The sequence below is a fragment of the Sphingomonas sp. genome, from assembly GCF_042096255.1.
In the GTDB taxonomy this organism is placed as follows: Bacteria; Pseudomonadota; Alphaproteobacteria; order Sphingomonadales; family Sphingomonadaceae; genus Sphingomonas.
This window is the reverse complement of record NZ_JBELLZ010000014.1, coordinates 1-16,331: the sequence shown is the minus strand read 5'-3', so window position 1 is coordinate 16,331 and position 16,331 is coordinate 1. Positions and strand designations below refer to the sequence as shown.

General features: G+C 68.6%; 15 protein-coding genes. 6 read left to right on the top strand and 9 right to left on the bottom strand.

The window, feature by feature from the left end:
* Positions 1–14: 14 nt before the first annotated feature.
* The gene (locus ACFDTH_RS04580; RefSeq protein WP_375286325.1) at positions 15–290 is read left to right on the top strand and encodes a chorismate mutase; all 276 of its coding nucleotides are present in this window, start codon (positions 15–17) and stop codon (positions 288–290) included.
* A 6-nt stretch (positions 291–296) separates the two neighbouring features.
* Here the strand turns inward: ACFDTH_RS04580 and ACFDTH_RS04575 are convergent, their stop codons facing one another.
* From ACFDTH_RS04575 to ACFDTH_RS04560, 4 genes are all read right to left on the bottom strand, one after another.
* Entirely contained in the window at positions 297–632 is a 336-nt protein-coding gene (locus ACFDTH_RS04575) for a hypothetical protein (protein ID WP_375286324.1), read from the bottom strand.
* 63 nt (positions 633–695) lie between these two features.
* Entirely contained in the window at positions 696–947 is a 252-nt protein-coding gene (locus ACFDTH_RS04570; protein WP_375286323.1) for a hypothetical protein, read from the bottom strand.
* A 46-nt stretch (positions 948–993) separates the two neighbouring features.
* Positions 994–1,431 carry a CoA-binding protein gene (locus ACFDTH_RS04565; RefSeq protein ID WP_375286322.1) on the bottom strand — a complete coding sequence of 146 codons (438 nt, stop codon included), beginning with the start codon at positions 1,429–1,431 and terminating at the stop codon, positions 994–996.
* A 35-nt stretch (positions 1,432–1,466) separates the two neighbouring features.
* Positions 1,467–2,417, bottom strand: a complete 951-nt coding sequence (locus ACFDTH_RS04560) for an Mrp/NBP35 family ATP-binding protein (protein ID WP_375286321.1) — start codon at positions 2,415–2,417, stop codon at positions 1,467–1,469.
* 70 nt (positions 2,418–2,487) lie between these two features.
* Here ACFDTH_RS04560 and hflK point away from each other — a divergent pair, with 70 nt between their 5' ends.
* The 4 genes from hflK (at position 2,488) to ACFDTH_RS04540 (ending at position 7,769) form a co-directional block, all read left to right on the top strand.
* Positions 2,488–3,579: a protease modulator HflK gene (gene hflK, locus ACFDTH_RS04555; RefSeq protein WP_375286320.1), complete on the top strand. Its 1,092-nt coding sequence runs from the start codon at positions 2,488–2,490 to the stop codon at positions 3,577–3,579.
* Positions 3,576–4,454, top strand: a complete 879-nt coding sequence (gene hflC, locus ACFDTH_RS04550) for a protease modulator HflC (protein WP_375286319.1) — start codon at positions 3,576–3,578, stop codon at positions 4,452–4,454. Before hflK ends, hflC begins: the two co-directional genes overlap by 4 nt.
* 96 nt (positions 4,455–4,550) lie before the next feature.
* Positions 4,551–6,092: a Do family serine endopeptidase gene (locus ACFDTH_RS04545; protein ID WP_375286360.1), complete on the top strand. Its 1,542-nt coding sequence runs from the start codon at positions 4,551–4,553 to the stop codon at positions 6,090–6,092.
* Positions 6,093–6,128: 36 nt separating this feature from the next.
* Positions 6,129–7,769 (top strand): helicase HerA-like domain-containing protein, encoded by a 1,641-nt coding sequence (locus ACFDTH_RS04540; protein ID WP_375286318.1) that lies wholly within the window; start codon positions 6,129–6,131, stop codon positions 7,767–7,769.
* On the opposite strand, the gene ACFDTH_RS04535 is transcribed toward ACFDTH_RS04540, so the two are convergent.
* The gene (locus ACFDTH_RS04535) at positions 7,766–8,650 is read right to left on the bottom strand and encodes an SDR family oxidoreductase (protein ID WP_375286317.1); all 885 of its coding nucleotides are present in this window, start codon (positions 8,648–8,650) and stop codon (positions 7,766–7,768) included. The two genes, ACFDTH_RS04540 and ACFDTH_RS04535, sit on opposite strands and share 4 nt — an antisense overlap.
* A 90-nt stretch (positions 8,651–8,740) precedes the next feature.
* Between ACFDTH_RS04535 and ACFDTH_RS04530 the strand changes: the two genes are divergently transcribed.
* Positions 8,741–9,949 carry a M20 family metallopeptidase gene (locus ACFDTH_RS04530; protein ID WP_375286315.1) on the top strand — a complete coding sequence of 403 codons (1,209 nt, stop codon included), beginning with the start codon at positions 8,741–8,743 and terminating at the stop codon, positions 9,947–9,949.
* Positions 9,950–10,053: 104 nt separating this feature from the next.
* Here ACFDTH_RS04530 and ppdK read toward each other — a convergent pair whose 3' ends face one another.
* The 4 genes from ppdK to ACFDTH_RS04510 all read right to left on the bottom strand — a co-directional run.
* Positions 10,054–12,744, bottom strand: coding sequence for a pyruvate, phosphate dikinase (gene ppdK / locus ACFDTH_RS04525; RefSeq protein ID WP_375286314.1), 2,691 nt, complete (start codon positions 12,742–12,744; stop codon positions 10,054–10,056).
* Positions 12,745–12,918: 174 nt separating this feature from the next.
* The gene (gene glyS, locus ACFDTH_RS04520) at positions 12,919–15,402 is read right to left on the bottom strand and encodes a glycine--tRNA ligase subunit beta (protein WP_375286313.1); all 2,484 of its coding nucleotides are present in this window, start codon (positions 15,400–15,402) and stop codon (positions 12,919–12,921) included.
* Positions 15,402–15,785, bottom strand: coding sequence for an endonuclease domain-containing protein (locus ACFDTH_RS04515; RefSeq protein ID WP_375286312.1), 384 nt, complete (start codon positions 15,783–15,785; stop codon positions 15,402–15,404). Before ACFDTH_RS04515 ends, glyS begins: the two co-directional genes overlap by 1 nt.
* A gap of 83 nt (positions 15,786–15,868) precedes the next feature.
* A partial coding sequence (locus ACFDTH_RS04510; RefSeq protein WP_375286311.1) for a glycine--tRNA ligase subunit alpha occupies positions 15,869–16,331 on the bottom strand: 463 nt, incomplete at its 5' end.

Sequence of the window (16,331 nt, the reverse complement as noted above, 5' to 3'; positions counted from 1 at the left end):
CGAAAGGAAGCGCAATGGACGAAACGCTGCGGGGCTATCGCAAGAGCATCGACAATATCGACGCGGCGCTGGTCTGCCTGCTTGCCGAGCGGTTCAAGGTGACCCAGGCGGTCGGCCGTCACAAGGCAACCTCCGGGCTGCCGCCCGCCGATCCGGGCCGCGAGGAGGCGCAGATCGCCCGCTTGCGCAAACTGGCCGAGGAGGCGGAGCTGGACCCGGAATTCTCGGAGAAATTCCTCCGCTTCATCATCGACGAGGTGATCCGTCACCACGAACAGCTGCGTGGCTAGACGGGCTCACTTCGCCAACGGGCGGACCTGGACCCCCGGCTTGCCACTGCCAGTGGTGACGCTCAGCCCGAAGCTGCCGCACCCTACCAGGAAGGCGGACTTTTCCTTGCAGTTATCGGTGCGCGCCAGGTAGCGCTGGCGCTCCTTGGCGACTGGCTCGTGCAGCGGGTTGCCGGGATCAGGGGCGAGGAATGGCACGCGGAAGCGGTCGGCAGTCCGCAAGCCGCAGACAGTCACATCCGTTGCGTTCCGCACCACCGGGCAAGCCTGTTCGGCGCGGGTCTTCTCCTGATAGGCCGCAAGCGCCGCCTCCGCCTCGAGTGCCATGGCCAGCAGCAGCATCAAGCACCCTCCTCGCAGCTTTGCGGGGCCAGCCTACTACGGGCCGTTCGTGCCGAGTAGAAGCTATTGTGGATCGAGGTTCGTCCTGATCCAGGTGCGCGGCTTCTTCGTACAAACCTTGCCGCCGATCAGCGAACAGCGCGAACCGTCTTCCGATAGCGCTCGATCCTTGGTGGACGGCGCGGAAGGTCCCTCATCCTGGTCGATACGGAACTCGCTTTCGCGGGCCGCGGGATCGACCACGGACAGCCGACTCGATGCCTGGGTCACCAACGTCGTGGGATCGGTCGCAGCCGCGAGCAGCAACAGGAACATGGCGGCGAGCTCCTTCCCCCCGATTCGTCGAGGGCGCGCCGAGAGACTAGGCGCTCCGCGGCACGCGCGCGACCCCAAGATTGGGGATGTCGATCGCAGGGCAGCGGTCCATCACCACCTTCAGCCCCGCGGCTTCGGCACGGGCCGCCGCATCCTCATCCACGACCCCGAGCTGCATCCACACCGACTTCGCACCCGCGGCGATTGCCGCGTCCACCACCTCGCCCGCAGCCTCTGAGCGGCGAAAGATATCCACCATGTCGATCGGCTCACCGATCTGCTCCAGGTCGCGGAACACGAACTCGCCATGCACATGCTCACCGGTGATCTGCGGATTGACGGGGATCACGCGATAGCCGTGCGCCTGCAGCCGGTGCATCACGCCATAGCTGGCGCGGCTCGGCCGGTCGGACGCGCCGACCAAAGCGATCACGCGCGTGTCCTCCAACAAGTCCTTGATCTCGGGTCCGGTAGTCAGCGGCATGGGTCTCTCCTGCCTCTCCAACCGCCGGGCCACCCTCAGGGTTTCATCGCGGCCAGCACACCCGTCGCAATCCCGGCGAAGACCGTGTCGTCCGCGCGTGCGGCCGGCGGCTCCCCGGCATCGGAGGCGACACGAATATTCCGCGCTAGCGGCACCCGCCCGAGCAGCGGCACGCCGAGTGCCGCGGCCTCGACCTCCACCCCCCCCGCCCCGAACGGATCGGACAGCTCGCCGCAATGCGGGCAGGCATAGCCGGCCATGTTCTCCACCAGCCCTAGAATCGGCACGCCGGCCTTGCCGAACAGGTCGATCGCGCGGCGCGCGTCAATCAGCGCCAGGTCCTGCGGCGTCGAAACGATCACCGCGCCCGCGGGGCGATGCTTCTGCACCATCGTCAGCTGGACGTCGCCGGTGCCGGGCGGCATGTCGACCACCAGCAGCTCGGTCGCCCCCCAATCGGCATCGACCAGCTGGGTCAGCGCCCCCGCCGCCATCGGCCCGCGCCAGGCCATCGCCTTGCCGGGCTCGACCAGCATGCCCATCGACAGCATCGGCACGCCGAACGGGGTGGAGACGGGCAGCAGCACCTTGTCGCGCGCCTGCGGCCGCACGCCCTCCGTCGCCATCAGCCGCGGCTGGGAGGGGCCGTAGATGTCCGCATCGACCAGCCCGACGCGGCGGCCGGCGCGCGCCAGCGCGATCGCCAGGTTGGCGGCGAGCGTGGACTTTCCAACTCCGCCCTTGCCGCTCGCCACCGCGATGATCCGGCGCTGCACGCGCTCCGCGGTGACCACCACGCGCACCTCTGCCACGCCCGCGATCCCCGCCGCCGCCTGCCGCACCGCCTGTTCGAGCGCGTCACGCGCGTCGGCCTCCAGCCCGGTCGCGTCCAGCACGATGCCCGCGCGGGCGCCCTCCACGCGGGCGGTCGCGCGCGTCCCCGCAACCTCGGCGATCGCCTGCGTGAGCTTTTCGATATCGATCATGCGCGCCAGTTAGGTCGCCCGCGCGGGCTTGCCACTGTTTTTCGCGGACGCGCTGCCTATAAAGGCCGGCATGAACCTTTTTCCGGGCCGGTCTCAGCGCCCCATTCTTGCCGCCGAAACACCCAAGGGCCCGTGGAGCGGGCAGGATGACGAGCAGCCGCGCAATCCATGGTCGGTGCCACCATCCTCCCGCAAGACGACCGCCAAGCCGACCGCGCTAGACGAGTTCCTGAAGCGCACGCGCGGCGGCGGTGGCGGCCCCGGCCTGCCCGGCGGCGCCAATCCGCGCGCGCTTTGGCTCATCGGCATCGTGCTGCTGGTGGCGATCTGGGTGGTGTGGACCTCCTTCCATCAGATCGGTCCGCAGCAACGCGGCATTGTCACCTATTTCGGCCGTTATTCGGAGACGCTCAGTTCGGGCATCCGGATGACCCTGCCCGCGCCCTTCGCCTCGGTCACCAAGGTTGACGTAGAGAAAGTGCGCGTCGACGATTTCCCGCGAGACGGCTCGGGCGAGAACCTGACCCTTACCGGCGACCAGAACATCATCGATCTCGCTTACACCGTCCGCTGGAACATCGAGAACCCGCGTGACTTCGTGTTCCAGCTGGAGGAGCCGACCGCGACCGTGCGAGACATCGCCGAGAGCGCGATGCGCGCGGTGCTCGCCACCACCACGCTCCAGGATGCGATCGGCGCCGGCCGCACCACCATCGAGGCGCGGGTGCAGCAGGCGATGCAGCAGATCCTGGACGACTATAAGTCCGGCGTGCGCGTCCAAGGCGTATCGATCAAGCAGGCCTCCGCGCCGGCTGCGCTGATCGACGACTTCAACGCCGTCACCGCCGCGCAGCAGAAGGCGGTGGGCAACCTCAACAACGCGCGCTCCTATGCGCAGCAGGTGATCGCCCGGGCGCAGGGCGAGGCCGCGGCCTTCAACAAGCAATATGAGCAGTACCGGCTCGCCCCCGAGGTGACCCGTCGCCGCATGTATTACGAGACCATGGAGGCGGTGCTGGCCCGTTCCGACAAGACCGTGATCGAGCCGAATGGCGTGGCGCCCTATCTCGCGCTTCCGCCGGGCCGCCGGCTGACCGATCCGGAAACGCCCGCTCCCCAGAGCCAGGCTCAGCCCCAGCCGCAGCAGGGAGGCCAGCAGTGAACTCCGCGCTTCTCCGCAACCCGGTGGCGCTGGCCTTCGCCGCGCTGCTGCTGGCGATCCTGGCGGCGATGACCTTTGCGATCGTACCCGAGACGCGGCAGGCGGTGGTGCTCCGCTTCGAAAAGCCGATCTACACGGTAAACCGTTGGCGGCCTGGCGAGATTCCAGGACAGACCGGTGCCGGGCTAATCGCGCGCGTGCCACTGTTCGACAAGATCGTCTGGGTCGACAAGCGCGTGCTGGACGTGGACCTCGACAACACGCTGGTGCTGTCCACCGACCAGCTGCGCCTCAATGTCGATGCCTTTGCGCGCTTCCGCATCGTCAACCCGCTGCGCGCGGTCACCTCGACAGGCTCGACCTCGAACACCGAGGAGCAGGTCGCCAATCAACTGCGTCCACTGCTCGGCACCGCGCTGCGCAACGAGCTCGGCAAGGTGCAGTTCGCCGCCCTGCTCAGCCCCGAGCGTGGCCGGGTGATGGACGCGATCCAGGCCTCGCTGGACCGCAACGCCCGCCGCTACGGTGCCGAGGTGGTGGACGTGCGCATCAAACACGCCGACCTGCCCGATGGCAGCCCGCTCGAAAGCGCGCTCCAGCGGATGCGGACCGCGCGCCAGCAGGAAGCGAACACGATCGAGGCCAAGGGCCAGCGCGACGCCCAGATCGTCCGCGCCGAGGCCGATGGTACCGCCGCGCGGATCTATGCCGATGCGTTCAGCAAGGATGCCGACTTCTACGACTTCTACCGCGCCATGCAGAGCTATCGCCACACCTTCGGCGCCGACGGCGGGCCCGACCCCAAGGGTTCGACCAACCTTATCCTCAGCCCGAACAATTCCTATCTTCGCGAGTTCGAGGGTCGAAGCCGTTAGGCTTTCGCCCTGTTCATATTCAATCCCCGTTCAGGCACGACTGACTACAGGCGTAACCGACAACGGACCCTACGAGTACGAGAGGACATGACCATCGTGCGCTATGCCTACGCTTTGACCGGCGCGCTGCTTCTCGGCGGCACCGCCGCGTCGCTGACGCTCCAGAACCCGGCGAACGCCCAGTCGGCGCAGAACGAACCCGGCATGATCAACGCCGCCGCCCCGCGTGCCGGCGCGCCCATGAGCTTCGCCGACATGGTGCAGAAGCTCCAGCCGGCGGTGGTGAACATCTCCACCAAGCAGACCATTACCGTCCAGCAGAACGCCAATCCGTTTGCCGGCACGCCCTTCGGCGACCTGTTCGGCCAGTTCGGCTTCGGTGGTGGCCAGGGTGGCCAGGGCGGCGCACCGGTGAAGCGCGAGGGCGCCTCGCTCGGCTCGGGCTTCATCATCTCGCCCGACGGCTATATCGTCACCAACAGCCATGTGATCTCGGCGGGCGCTCGCGGCGCCACCGTCGACTCGATCACGGTGACGCTGCAGGACAAGAAGGAATATGTCGCCAAGCTGATCGGCCGCGACCCGACTTCGGATCTTGCCGTCCTCAAGATCACCGCGCCTTCCGCTTTGCCTTACGTCAAGTTCGGCGACTCGACCCGCGCCCGCGTCGGCGACTGGGTGGTGGCGATCGGCCAGCCGTTCGGCCTGGGCGGCACCGTTACCGCCGGCATCGTCTCGGCGGTGCACCGCTCCACGGGCGGCGGCCCGTTCGACACGTTCATCCAGACCGATGCAGCGATCAACCAGGGCAACTCCGGCGGCCCGATGTTCAACCTGAACGGCGACGTGATCGGCATCAATAGCCAGATTTACTCGCAATCGGGCGGCAACATCGGCATTGGCTTCGCCATCCCCGCCACCGAAGCCAAGCCGATCATCGACACGCTGATGAAGGGCGGCTCAATCAAGCGTGGCTATCTGGGCGTTGGCATCCAGCCGGTGTCGGACGACATCGCCGCGGCGCTTGGCCTGCCCAAGGACCAGGGCGAAATTGTCGGCCGGGTCGAGCCGGCCGGCCCCGGTGCACGCGCCGGCCTGCGCCCGGGTGACGTGGTCACCCGCGTCAATGGCACCGCGGTCACTCCGGACAAGACCCTGTCCTATCTGATCGCCAACACCGCTCCGGGCTCCACCGCCAAGCTGGACGTGATCCGCGATGGCCGTCCACTGTCGGTGAACGCCACCGTCGGTACACGTCCGTCGGAGGATCAACTCGCCACCACCGGCGGCGAAGACGGCCCGGACGGCATCCCGGATGAAGATGGCAGCAGCAGCGCGCAGGGCCCAAGCGCGATCGGCCTGTCGGTGCTGCCGCTCACCCCGCAGATCCGCCAGTCGGTGGGCGTCGATTCGACCGTGCAGGGCGTGGTGATTGCGCAGGTCGATCCCACCAGCGACGCAGCCCAGAAAGTGAAGCGCGGCGACGTGATCACTGCCGTCAACGCGGCGCCGGTGCGCTCTGCGGCGGATGTCGCGCGTGCGGTCGGCGCGGCCAAGGCGGCGGGGCGTCCGCAGGTGCTGCTCAACGTCACCCGCGGTCGCCAGGGCGGCGGCTATGTGCCGGTGAAGATCCGCTGATCTTCCCCCAGTGCTGACGAAGGGGCCGGTGCCGCGATGCGCCGGCCCTTTTCATATCGGGTGCGCTCGGCCTACCAAAGACGCATGAGCGACAGCATCCTCATCGGCGCGGGCGCCGACGGCGCCGATCCGCAACGGCTCGACCTCCGGCGGGTCAACCGCCACGGCCTGATCGCCGGCGCCACCGGCACCGGCAAGACGGTGACTCTCCAGGGGCTGATCGAGGGCCTGTCCGCCGCCGGCGTCCCCTGCTTCGTCGCCGACGTGAAGGGGGACCTTGCCGGCCTCGGCATGCCCGGCTCGCCCACCGCGAAGACGCATGAAGTCTTCGCGCAGCGTGCCGCTGAGATCGGCCAGGAGGGTTGGCGCTACGCCGACACCCCCGTCCAGCTCTGGGACCTGTTCGGCGAGGCCGGTCACCCGGTCCGCACCACGATCAGCGAGATGGGGCCGCTTTTGCTCGCCCGGCTCATGGGGCTCACCGCGGTGCAGGAGGGCGTGCTCACCATCGCCTTCCACCTCGCCGACAGCGAAGGCCTGCTGCTGCTCGACCTCGACGATCTCCAGGCGATGCTCGCCGAATGTGCGGAGCGGGCACAGGAACTGACGGTAACCTACGGGAATGTCTCGAAGCAGAGCGTCGGCGCCATCCAGCGCGCCTTGCTCCAGTTACGCGCGCAGGGCGCCGAACACTTCTTCGGCGAGCCCGCGCTCGACATCGACGACCTGCTGCGTCACGATGATCTCGGCCGCGGCGTCGTCAACATCCTGGCCGCCGACCGGCTGATGGCCAGCCCCAAGCTCTACGCCAGCTTCCTGCTCTGGCTGCTGAGCGAGCTGTTCGAGCACCTGCCCGAGATCGGCGATCCCGAGAAGCCGAAGCTGTGCTTCTTCTTCGACGAGGCGCACCTGCTGTTCGACGACGCGCCCAAGGCGCTGCTGGAGAAGATCGAGCAGGTGGTGCGGCTGATCCGCTCCAAGGGCGTTGGCGTGTGGTTCATCACCCAGAACCCGATTGACATTCCCGACAGCGTCGCCGCGCAGCTCAACAGCCGCATTCAGCACAAGCTCAACGCGTTCAGCCCGCGTGACCAGCAGGCAGTGCGCGCCGCAGCTAGTACCTTCCGCGCCAGGCCCGGCCTGAATGTAGAGACCGCGATTACCGAGCTGCGGATCGGCGAGGCGCTCGTCTCGCTGCTCCAGCCCGATGGCGCCCCGTCCCCCGTCGCACGCACGCTGATCCGCGCGCCCGGCTCGCGCGTCGGCTCGCTCACGCCCGAAGAGCGGAGAGTGCTGATCCGCACCGATGCGGTCGGCGACACTTACGACGAGCCGATCGACCGTGAGTCGGCCGAGGAGATCCTCGCCGCCCGCGCCCATGAGGCCGCTGCCGACGAGGCGGCCCGACGCGCGCAGACCGACGCAGAGCGCGAAGCGGCACTGGTCAAAAAGGCACGCGCCCGCGAGGAGCGCGAGGCGGCGCGCAGCCGGGCCAAATCACCATGGGACGGCATGGCCACCTCCGCGGCCCGCGCCGCCTCCTCGTCTCTCGGCCGCCAGGTCGCCAACGAAATCGGCAAGCAGGTCTTCGGCACCCGTCGCCGCGGCGCCTCGGCGGGCGGGTTCCTCGGCGGCGTATTGCGCGGCGTGCTCGGCGGGCTGATGCGCGGCCGCTAAGGCTGGCCGCCCCCACCGGCGGCGCCATAGACCTGCCCCGTCGCGTAGCTGGCGTCCCGCGCCGCCAACTGGACGTAGATCGACGCGAGTTCGGCGGGTTGGCCGGGGCGGCCGAGTGGGGTCTTTCCGCCGAACTGCTCCAGCTTCTCCATCGTCGCCCCGCCCGACACCTGGAGCGGCGTCCAGATCGGCCCGGGTGCGACGCCGTTGACGCGGATGCCCTTGGAGCCGAGCTGCTTGGCCATCGACTTGACGAAGTTCATCCCCGCCGCCTTGGTCATCGCATAGTCGACCAGGTCCTCGGACGGATCATAGGCCTGTTCGGACGTGGTGACGATGATCGCGTCCCCGGCGTCGAGGTGCTTCAGCGCTTCCTGGGTCAACCAGAACATCGCGTAAATGTTCGTCTTGATCGTCGCATCGAAACTGTCGCTGCTGATGTCGCCCAGGTCGGCGATCGCCTGCTGCCGCGCCGCATTGGATACGAGGATATCGAGGCCGCCCAGCCCCGCCGCCGCGTCGCCCACCAGCCGGCGGCAGAAGGCCTCGTCCTTGAGGTCGCCGGGGATCGCCACCGCCCTGCGGCCCGCCTGCTCGATCAGCGCGACCACCTCGTCGGCATCGGCCTGTTCGTTGGGAAAGTAGTTGATCGCCACGTCGGCACCTTCGCGCGCGAAGGCGATCGCGGCGGCGCGGCCCATGCCGGAGTCCCCGCCAGTGATCAGGGCGCGGCGACCGGCCAGGCGGCCGGAGCCAACATAGCTCTCCTCGCCATGGTCAGGCTTGGGCGTCATTTCGCGGGCGAGACCCGGCCATTCCTGGGTCTGCCGCTCGAAAGGCGGCTTGGGATATTTCGCGGTGGGATCGCGGGTCTCGGTCATCGGCGTTCTCCTTCGGGCAGGCAAACGAGACGGACCGGTGGAGGTTCATCGCGGATTGGCCTAACCTGCCCGCAAGCTCAGGAGATCCCGATGAACGCCTCCCGCCACGACTGGACCGCCGCCGGGCTTGCCGAGCTGGACGAGACGATCGCGCTGCGCCGCGCCATCCATGCCGATCCGGAGATCGGCCTGCGCTGCGACCGGACCACCGCCAAGATCAAGGCGGCGCTCGCCGGGCTGCCGCTCGAGTATCGCGAGGGGCCCTCCACCAGCGGACTGATCGCGATCCTGCGCGGGCAGCGCGGCGACAACGGCCGCACCGTGCTGCTGCGCGGCGACATGGACGCGCTGCCGATGCAGGAGGAGACCGGCCTGCCCTTCGCCAGCACGGTGTCCGGCGCGATGCACGCCTGCGGGCACGATTCGCATACGGCAATGCTGGTCGGCGCGGCCAAGGCGCTGAGCGCGCGACGCGATGCGCTGCCCGGCACGGTCGTCTTCATGTTCCAGCCCGGCGAGGAAGGGCATCACGGCGCGCGCGAGATGATCCGCGACGGACTGCTGACCGATCCCGCTCCGGACGCGGCGTTCGCGCTGCACATCTATCCCAATGCCCCCGCGGGCGTGTTCGTCGGCCGGCCGGGGCCGCTGCTCGCGTCCACGGACACCGTGCACGCCACCATCCGCGGCAAGGGCGGGCATGCCGCCATGCCGCACGACTGCCGCGATCCGATCCCGGTGGCGTGCGAGATCGTCGGCGCGCTCCAGGTGATGATCGCGCGGCAGGTGCCCGTCGCCGATCCGGCCGTGCTGACGATCACCCAGGTCCATGCCGGTTCGTCGCACAACATCATCCCGGAGGAGGCGCGGATCATGGGCACGCTGCGCACGCTCTCGCCCGCCACGCGCGAGGCGACCCGCGCCGCCTTCCGCCGCACGGTGGAGGGCATCGCCGCCGCGCACGGCATGACCGCGGAGGTGGAGATTGACGAGGGTTATCCGGTCACGCTCTGCGACCCGCGCGCTACCGCGATGATGCAGGGCGTTGCCGCGGACCTGGGCGCCGCCTGGGTGCCGATGCCCGCGCCGATGATGGGCGGCGAGGACTTCAGCTACGTGCTCCAGGAGGTGCCCGGCGCGATGGCGTTCATGGGCGTGGCGCCGGAGGGCTCCGATCCAGCGTCCAACCCGCCGCTCCACAATACCCGCATGACCATCGACGAGGCGACGATGGCGCGCGGCATCGCGATGCATTGCACGCTGGCCGAGCGGTATCTGGAGAGCGGGTTCGGGAGCTGACGTCCCGCCCATGACCCTGTATTCCGCTCAGCCTGAGCGAAGTCGAAGGCCAAGCCCCACCGTTGCGGCAGGTGCTTCGACTTCGCTCAGCACGAACGGCGTTGTTACTTCGTCCTCAGCGCCGCTTGCGCCGCCGCCAGCCGGGCGATCGGCACGCGATAGGGCGAGGCGCTGACGTAATCCAGGCCGACGCTCTCGCAGAAGGCGATGCTCGCCGGGTCGCCGCCATGCTCGCCGCAGATGCCCAGCTTGATGTCGGGCCGGGTCGTCCGGCCGCGCTCGGCCGCCAGCGTCACCAGCTCGCCGACGCCCTCGACATCGAGGCTGACAAACGGGTCCTTGGCGTAGATGCCCTGCTCCACATAGGCACCCAGGAAACGGCTCGCGTCGTCGCGGCTTACGCCCAAGGTAGTCTGGGTCAGGTCGTTGGTGCCGAAGGAGAAGAACTCGCCCGCCTCCGCGATCTCGCCCGCGCGGAGCGCCGCTCGGGGCAGCTCGATCATCGTGCCGACCAGATAATCGACAGTCTTGCCGCGCTCCTCGAATACCGCCTTGGCGGCGCGGTCCACCACCGCCTTCATCAGGTCGAGCTCGCGCCGCGTGGCGACCAGCGGGATCATCACCTCGGGGATCGGCGCGTCCCCGCTCTTCTCCGCGACATCGAGCGCCGCCTCGAAGATCGCCCGCGCCTGCATCTCGTAGATCTCGGGATAGGTGACGCCGAGACGGCAGCCGCGATGGCCGAGCATCGGGTTGAACTCGTGCAATTCGGCGGCGCGGCGCTTGAGCGTGTCGACATCGACACCAGCCGCGCTCGCCACTTCGGCGAATTCCGCCTCCTCATGCGGCAGGAACTCGTGGAGTGGCGGATCGAGCAGGCGGATCGTGACGGGCAGGCCCGCCATCACCTCGAAGATCGCCTGGAAGTCGGCGCGCTGCTCGGGCAGCAGTTTCTCCAACGCGGCGCGGCGGCCCGCCTCGTCGCTGGCCAGGATCATCTGGCGGACCGCGGTGATGCGCGCCGCGTCGAAGAACATATGCTCGGTGCGGCACAGACCGACGCCTTCGGCGCCGAAGTCGCGCGCGGTCTTGCAGTCGAGCGGGGTCTCGGCGTTGGCGCGGACCTTGAGGCGGCGGACGCCGTCGGCCCATTCCATTAGCGTGCCGAAGTCACCCGCCAGCTCGGGCTGGATGGTCGCGACTTCGCCCGCCATCACCTCGCCGGTGGCGCCGTCGATGGTCAGCGTGTCGCCCTCGCGCACCTCGCGACCGGCGACGCGCAGCACCTTGTCCTTCGCCGAGATCGACAGCGAGCCCGCGCCCGACACGCAGGGCCGGCCCATGCCGCGTGCCACCACCGCCGCGTGGCTGGTCATGCCGCCGCGCGCGGTGAGGATGCCCTTGGCGGCGTGCATGCCATGGATGTCCTCCGGGCTGGTCTCCGTGCGGACCAGGATCACCGACTTGCCGTCCGCCGCCCAGCGCTCGGCGGTATCGGCGTCGAATACCGCCGCGCCGCTCGCCGCGCCGGGGCTGGCGGGCAGGCCCTTGGTCAGCACGTCGCGCTTGGCTTCAGGGTCGAGGGTCGGGTGAAGCAGCTGGTCGAGCGCCTGCGGATCGACGCGGGCGATCGCCTCCTCGCGGGTGATCAGTTCTTCGCTGGCCATCTCGACGGCGATCTTGAGCGCGGCCTTGGCAGTGCGCTTGCCCGAGCGGGTCTGGAGCATCCAGAGCTTGCCCTGCTCCACCGTGAACTCGATGTCCTGCATGTCGCGGTAATGCGTCTCGAGCCGGTCGAACACCGCCGCCAGCTCGGCATAAACCGCCGGCATCGCCTCTTCCATCGAGGCGGCCTTGGCGCCGGCGTCCTCGCGCGCGGCCTTCGTGAGATACTGGGGCGTGCGGATGCCGGCGACGACATCCTCGCCCTGCGCGTTGATCAGGAACTCGCCGTAATAAGCGCGGTCTCCCTTGGCGGGATCGCGGGTGAAGGCGACGCCGGTGGCGCTCGTCTCGCCCATGTTGCCGAACACCATCGCCTGCACGTTGACCGCGGTGCCCCAGCTGGCGGGGATGTCGTTCAGCCGGCGGTAGACCTTGGCGCGCTCCGACTGCCAGCTGCCGAACACCGCGCCGATCGCGCCCCAGAGCTGGTCGTGGACGTCCTGCGGAAAGGGCTTGTTCCACTCGCGCTGAACGATCTGCTTGTACTCGGCGACCAGCGCGCGGAGGTGGTCGGCGGTCAGCTCGGTATCGAGGGTGAAGCCGTTGTCTTCCTTGGCGATCTCCAGCGCTTCCTCGAAGGCGCCGTGATCCAGCTCGAGCACCACATCGGCATACATCTGGATGAAGCGGCGATAGCTGTCCCAGGCGAAGCGATCGTCGCCGCTGCCCTTGGCCAGCCCCTCGACGGTCTGGTCGTTGAGGCCGAGATTGAGGACCGTATCCATCATGCCCGGCATCGACACGCGCGCGCCCGAACGGACCGAGACGAGCTGCGGATCGGTCGCATCGCCGAAGCTTTTGCCGGTCACCTTCTCGATGTGCGCGATCCCCTCGGCCACCTCGTCGCGGAGCGACTGCGGGAAGGTCTCGCCTTCCTCATAATAGCGCGTGCACATCTCGGTGCTGATCGTGAAGCCGGGCGGCACGGGCAGGCCGATCGACGCCATCTCGGCGAGGTTCGCGCCCTTGCCGCCGAGCAGGTTCTTGTCGCCCGCCTTGCCTTCGGACACGCCGCCACCGAAACGGAAGACGTAGCGGGGCTCCTCCTGATGGGATGCCGCAGTCGCCATGGTCGTCCTCCGTGATGCTTTGTTGTTGCGCCGCAACACACCGGACGGCGCACGATTGCAAGCCCCTACGACAGGCTTGTGTCCCGGGGTATCGCTAACAGCGCCCGCCGTTGCGGGGACAACGGGCCGGCGGAAGTTGACACGAACTTGACACCCTCGACACGGTTTCGCGCCTCAGCCTTCGATGCGCGAGAAGTCCGCCACGGTGTGGACTGCGGCGCGGACGCGGGCGAGCAGCGCCAGCCGCGCGGCGCGCTTTTCCGCGTCGGGATCGTTGACGGTCACCGTGTCAAAGAACGCGTCGATCGGCGCGCGCAGGGTGGCGAGCGCCGCCATCGCCGCCTCGAACTCCTCCGCCGCCACCGCCCGGGCAGCAGCGGGCTCGGCCGAATCGAGCGCGGCGGTGAGGGCAGCCTCTGCCTTTTCGGGCGTGTAGGAAAGCGGAATTCCTTCTCCCCCTGTGGGAGAAGGAGGGAGCGCCGAAGGCGCGGAGGGATGAGCGGGAGTGAGGCTCGCGGTTTCTGTCGCCCCCTCTCCCTCCCACTCGGCTGACGCCGAGCGGGCCCCTCCCTCTCCCACAAGGGGAGAGGGGTTGTACCCCTCCTTCTTCAGGATGTTCGCCGCGCGCTTGTAGCCGGCGAGGAGGTTGGCGCCGTCCTCCGTGCCGACGAACGCCTGGAGCGCGCGGACGCGGGCGAGCAGGCGGACGAGATCGTCCTCGCCGCCGAGCGCGAAGACGGCGTCGATCAGGTCGTGGCGGACGCCGGCCTCGCGCTGCTGGACCTTGAGGCGGTCTACCATGAAGACGTACGCTTTGTATCTACCCTGAAGCGACATGCGGATGATGTCGGCTGCGTTATCAAGCAAGGGACTAGCTTGAATAGCAGCATCCATGCGCGCACTAATCGCATCTGCAATCTCGCGCTCCGAGGCGCCAGACAGCTCAAATGCGCTTCGTACAACCGATTGAAGCTCCTTACCTTGCCTCACGATTTGAGTAGCCGCGATTCGACTTGCTGGCATGCCTGTCGCAAGCTTAAGGTTCAACCGAAGCCCATTGACCTGTATTAATCGGATGATGGACAGAGCGGTTCGTCTTAGCGCGAACGGATCTTTCGAACCTGTAGGCACCTCATCGACGGCGAAATAGGCGAGAAGCGTATCCAGCTTGTCCGCGAGGCTCACCGCCACCGTTACCGGTGCGGTCGGGACCTCGTCGCCCTGCCCGACCGGCTTGTAGTGATCGCGGATCGCCGCGGCGACCTCGAGCGGCTCGCCCTGCGCGGCGGCGTAATAGCCGCCCATCAGGCCCTGGAGTTCGGGGAACTCGCCGACCATGCCGGTGACGAGGTCCGCCTTGCAGAGGCGCGCGGCGCGTTCCGCGAGGGCGGCCAGCCGCTCCCGATCCTCCCCGTTTGCGGGGAGGGGGACCGCGCCGGAGGCGTGGTGGAGGGGGCTGTCCGCGGGCGAGGCGCTCGTGGCAGCCGCCCCTCCACCATGCTGCGCATGGTCCCCCTCCCCGCGCAGCGGGGAGGATTTGATGATCCCCTCTTCCACCAGCCAGCGGGCGAGCTTGGCGACGCGATCGACCTTGTCCGCCACCGTGCCGAGCTTCTCGTGGAAGACGATCTTGCCCAGCTTCTCGGCCTGGACCTCCAGCGGCACCTTGAGGTCGGTGTCGTAGAAGAAGCGCGCGTCCGAGAGGCGGGCGGCGAGAACCTTGCGGTTGCCCTCGACGATCTTGGCGCCGCCGTCGGTCGCCTCGATATTGGCGGTGCAGACGAAGGCGTTGGCGAGCTTGCCGGCGCGATCCCGGCAGACGAAATACTTCTGGTTCACCCGGGCGGTGAGCTGGATCACCTCGGGCGGCACGTCGAGGAACGCCGCGTCGAAGCGGCCGAGCAAGGGCACCGGCCATTCGGTGAGACCGGCATTCTCGGCCACCAGCCCCTCGTCCTCGACCAGCACCAGCCCGGCCTCGGCGGCGAGCGCAGCGGCACGCTCGCGAATGATCGCGGCGCGCGCGTCCTGGTCGACGATGACATGGCAGGCGCGCAATTTCTCGACGTAATCGTCCGCCGAGCCGATCGTGATCGCGCCGGGATGGTGGAAGCGGTGCCCCACCGTCGCCGCGCCGCTCGTCACGCCGGCGATCTCCACCGGCACGACATCCTCGCCGAACAGCGCGACGATGCCCTGGAGCGGGCGGACCCAGCGCAAGGTCTCGGTGGAGAGCGAGGCTTCGCCCCAGCGCATCGACTTGGGCCAGGGGAAGGCGCGGATCACCGCCGGGATCGCCTCGGCCAGCACTTCCGCGGTGGCGCGGCCGGGCCGCTCGGTGACCGCGAAGAGCACGCCGCCGCGCTCCTCCAGCTGCTCGCGCGCGAGGCCGGTCTTGCGCAGGAAGCCTTCCAGTGCCTGCGGCGGGGCGGAGGCCTTGGGGCCCTTCACCTCCTCGCGCACCGCCTCCGTCGCTTGCGGAAGCCCGCGCGCGATCAACGCCAGGCGGCGGGGGGTGGCGTACGTGACGGTCTCGCCCGCGGCGAGGCCGGCCTTGGCCAGCTCGGCGGCGAACAGCCGCGCAAGGTCCTCGCGTGCCCTGGCCTGCATGCGCGCGGGGATCTCTTCGGAACGGAGTTCGAGAAGGAAGTCGGTCATCAGAAATCCTCCCCGGCACGGGGAGGGGGACCGTCGGCCGCAGGCCGATGGTGGAGGGGGCGGGCGGCAAGTGCAACGATCGAGGCAGCCGCCGTGTCGGCGCTGCGCAGGACCTCGCCGGCGGGAGTGCGGATCACACGATATCCTTGTGCTTCGAGCGCCGTCGTCCTTGCCTCATCACGGGCCGGCCGATCCCCCATGTCGTGGGCAGCGCCATCGACTTCGATCACGAGCTTGGCCGCAGCGCAGTAGAAATCAGCGCGATAAGGACCGATCGGATGCTGCTTCCGGAAAGCGATGCCGCTAGGCGAGCCCTTGAGGCGCTGCCAGAGCAGGACTTCGGGGAGGCTCATGGTCCGCCGTGCCTTGCGCGCTTCGTACACCTCAGGCCGGCGGAACGACTTCGAGCCCCCTCCGTCAGCCCTGCGGGCTGCCACCTCCCCGTCCCGGGGAGGATTTCCGCGGCTCACGCCGCCCACCCGTTCTTTTCCATATACGCCGCGCAGGCACCCTTCGCGAGGTCGCGGACGCGGCCGATATAGGCCTGGCGCTCGGCGACCGAGATGACGCCGCGGGCCTGGAGGAGGTTGAAGACGTGGCTCGCCTCGATCGCCTGCTCATAGGCCGGGATCGGCAGGCCCCGCGCAAGGCTGTTCTCGCATTCCGCCGCCGCCTTGCGGAACAGGTCGAACAACGCGTCGGTGTCCGCCACCTCGAAGTTCCACGCGGACATCTGGCGCTCGTTGTCGAGGAAGACGTCGCCGTAGCTCACGCCGTCATCGTTGAAGGCGAGGTCGTACACATTGTCGACGTTCTGGATGTACATGGCGAGGCGTTCCAGCCCGTAGGTCAGCTCGCCCGACACGGGCTTGCAGTCGAAGCCGCCCATCTGCTGGAAATAGGTGAACTGCGTCACCTCCATGCCGTCG

What these genes read in the sequence shown, in the direction of transcription:
- glyS (WP_375286313.1), bottom strand. Translation starts at nt 15,402, where the DNA reads ATGACCGACTTCCTTCTCGAACTCCGTTCCGAAGAGATCCCCGCGCGC.
- ACFDTH_RS04535 (WP_375286317.1), bottom strand. Translation starts at nt 8,650, where the DNA reads ATGACCGAGACCCGCGATCCCACCGCGAAATATCCCAAGCCGCCTTTC.
- ACFDTH_RS04580 (WP_375286325.1), top strand. Translation starts at nt 15, where the DNA reads ATGGACGAAACGCTGCGGGGCTATCGCAAGAGCATCGACAATATCGAC.
- ACFDTH_RS04575 (WP_375286324.1), bottom strand. Translation starts at nt 632, where the DNA reads ATGCTGCTGCTGGCCATGGCACTCGAGGCGGAGGCGGCGCTTGCGGCC.
- ACFDTH_RS04570 (WP_375286323.1), bottom strand. Translation starts at nt 947, where the DNA reads ATGTTCCTGTTGCTGCTCGCGGCTGCGACCGATCCCACGACGTTGGTG.
- ACFDTH_RS04560 (WP_375286321.1), bottom strand. Translation starts at nt 2,417, where the DNA reads ATGATCGATATCGAAAAGCTCACGCAGGCGATCGCCGAGGTTGCGGGG.
- ACFDTH_RS04530 (WP_375286315.1), top strand. Translation starts at nt 8,741, where the DNA reads ATGAACGCCTCCCGCCACGACTGGACCGCCGCCGGGCTTGCCGAGCTG.
- ppdK (WP_375286314.1), bottom strand. Translation starts at nt 12,744, where the DNA reads ATGGCGACTGCGGCATCCCATCAGGAGGAGCCCCGCTACGTCTTCCGT.
- ACFDTH_RS04540 (WP_375286318.1), top strand. Translation starts at nt 6,129, where the DNA reads ATGCGCCGGCCCTTTTCATATCGGGTGCGCTCGGCCTACCAAAGACGC.
- hflK (WP_375286320.1), top strand. Translation starts at nt 2,488, where the DNA reads ATGAACCTTTTTCCGGGCCGGTCTCAGCGCCCCATTCTTGCCGCCGAA.
- ACFDTH_RS04565 (WP_375286322.1), bottom strand. Translation starts at nt 1,431, where the DNA reads ATGCCGCTGACTACCGGACCCGAGATCAAGGACTTGTTGGAGGACACG.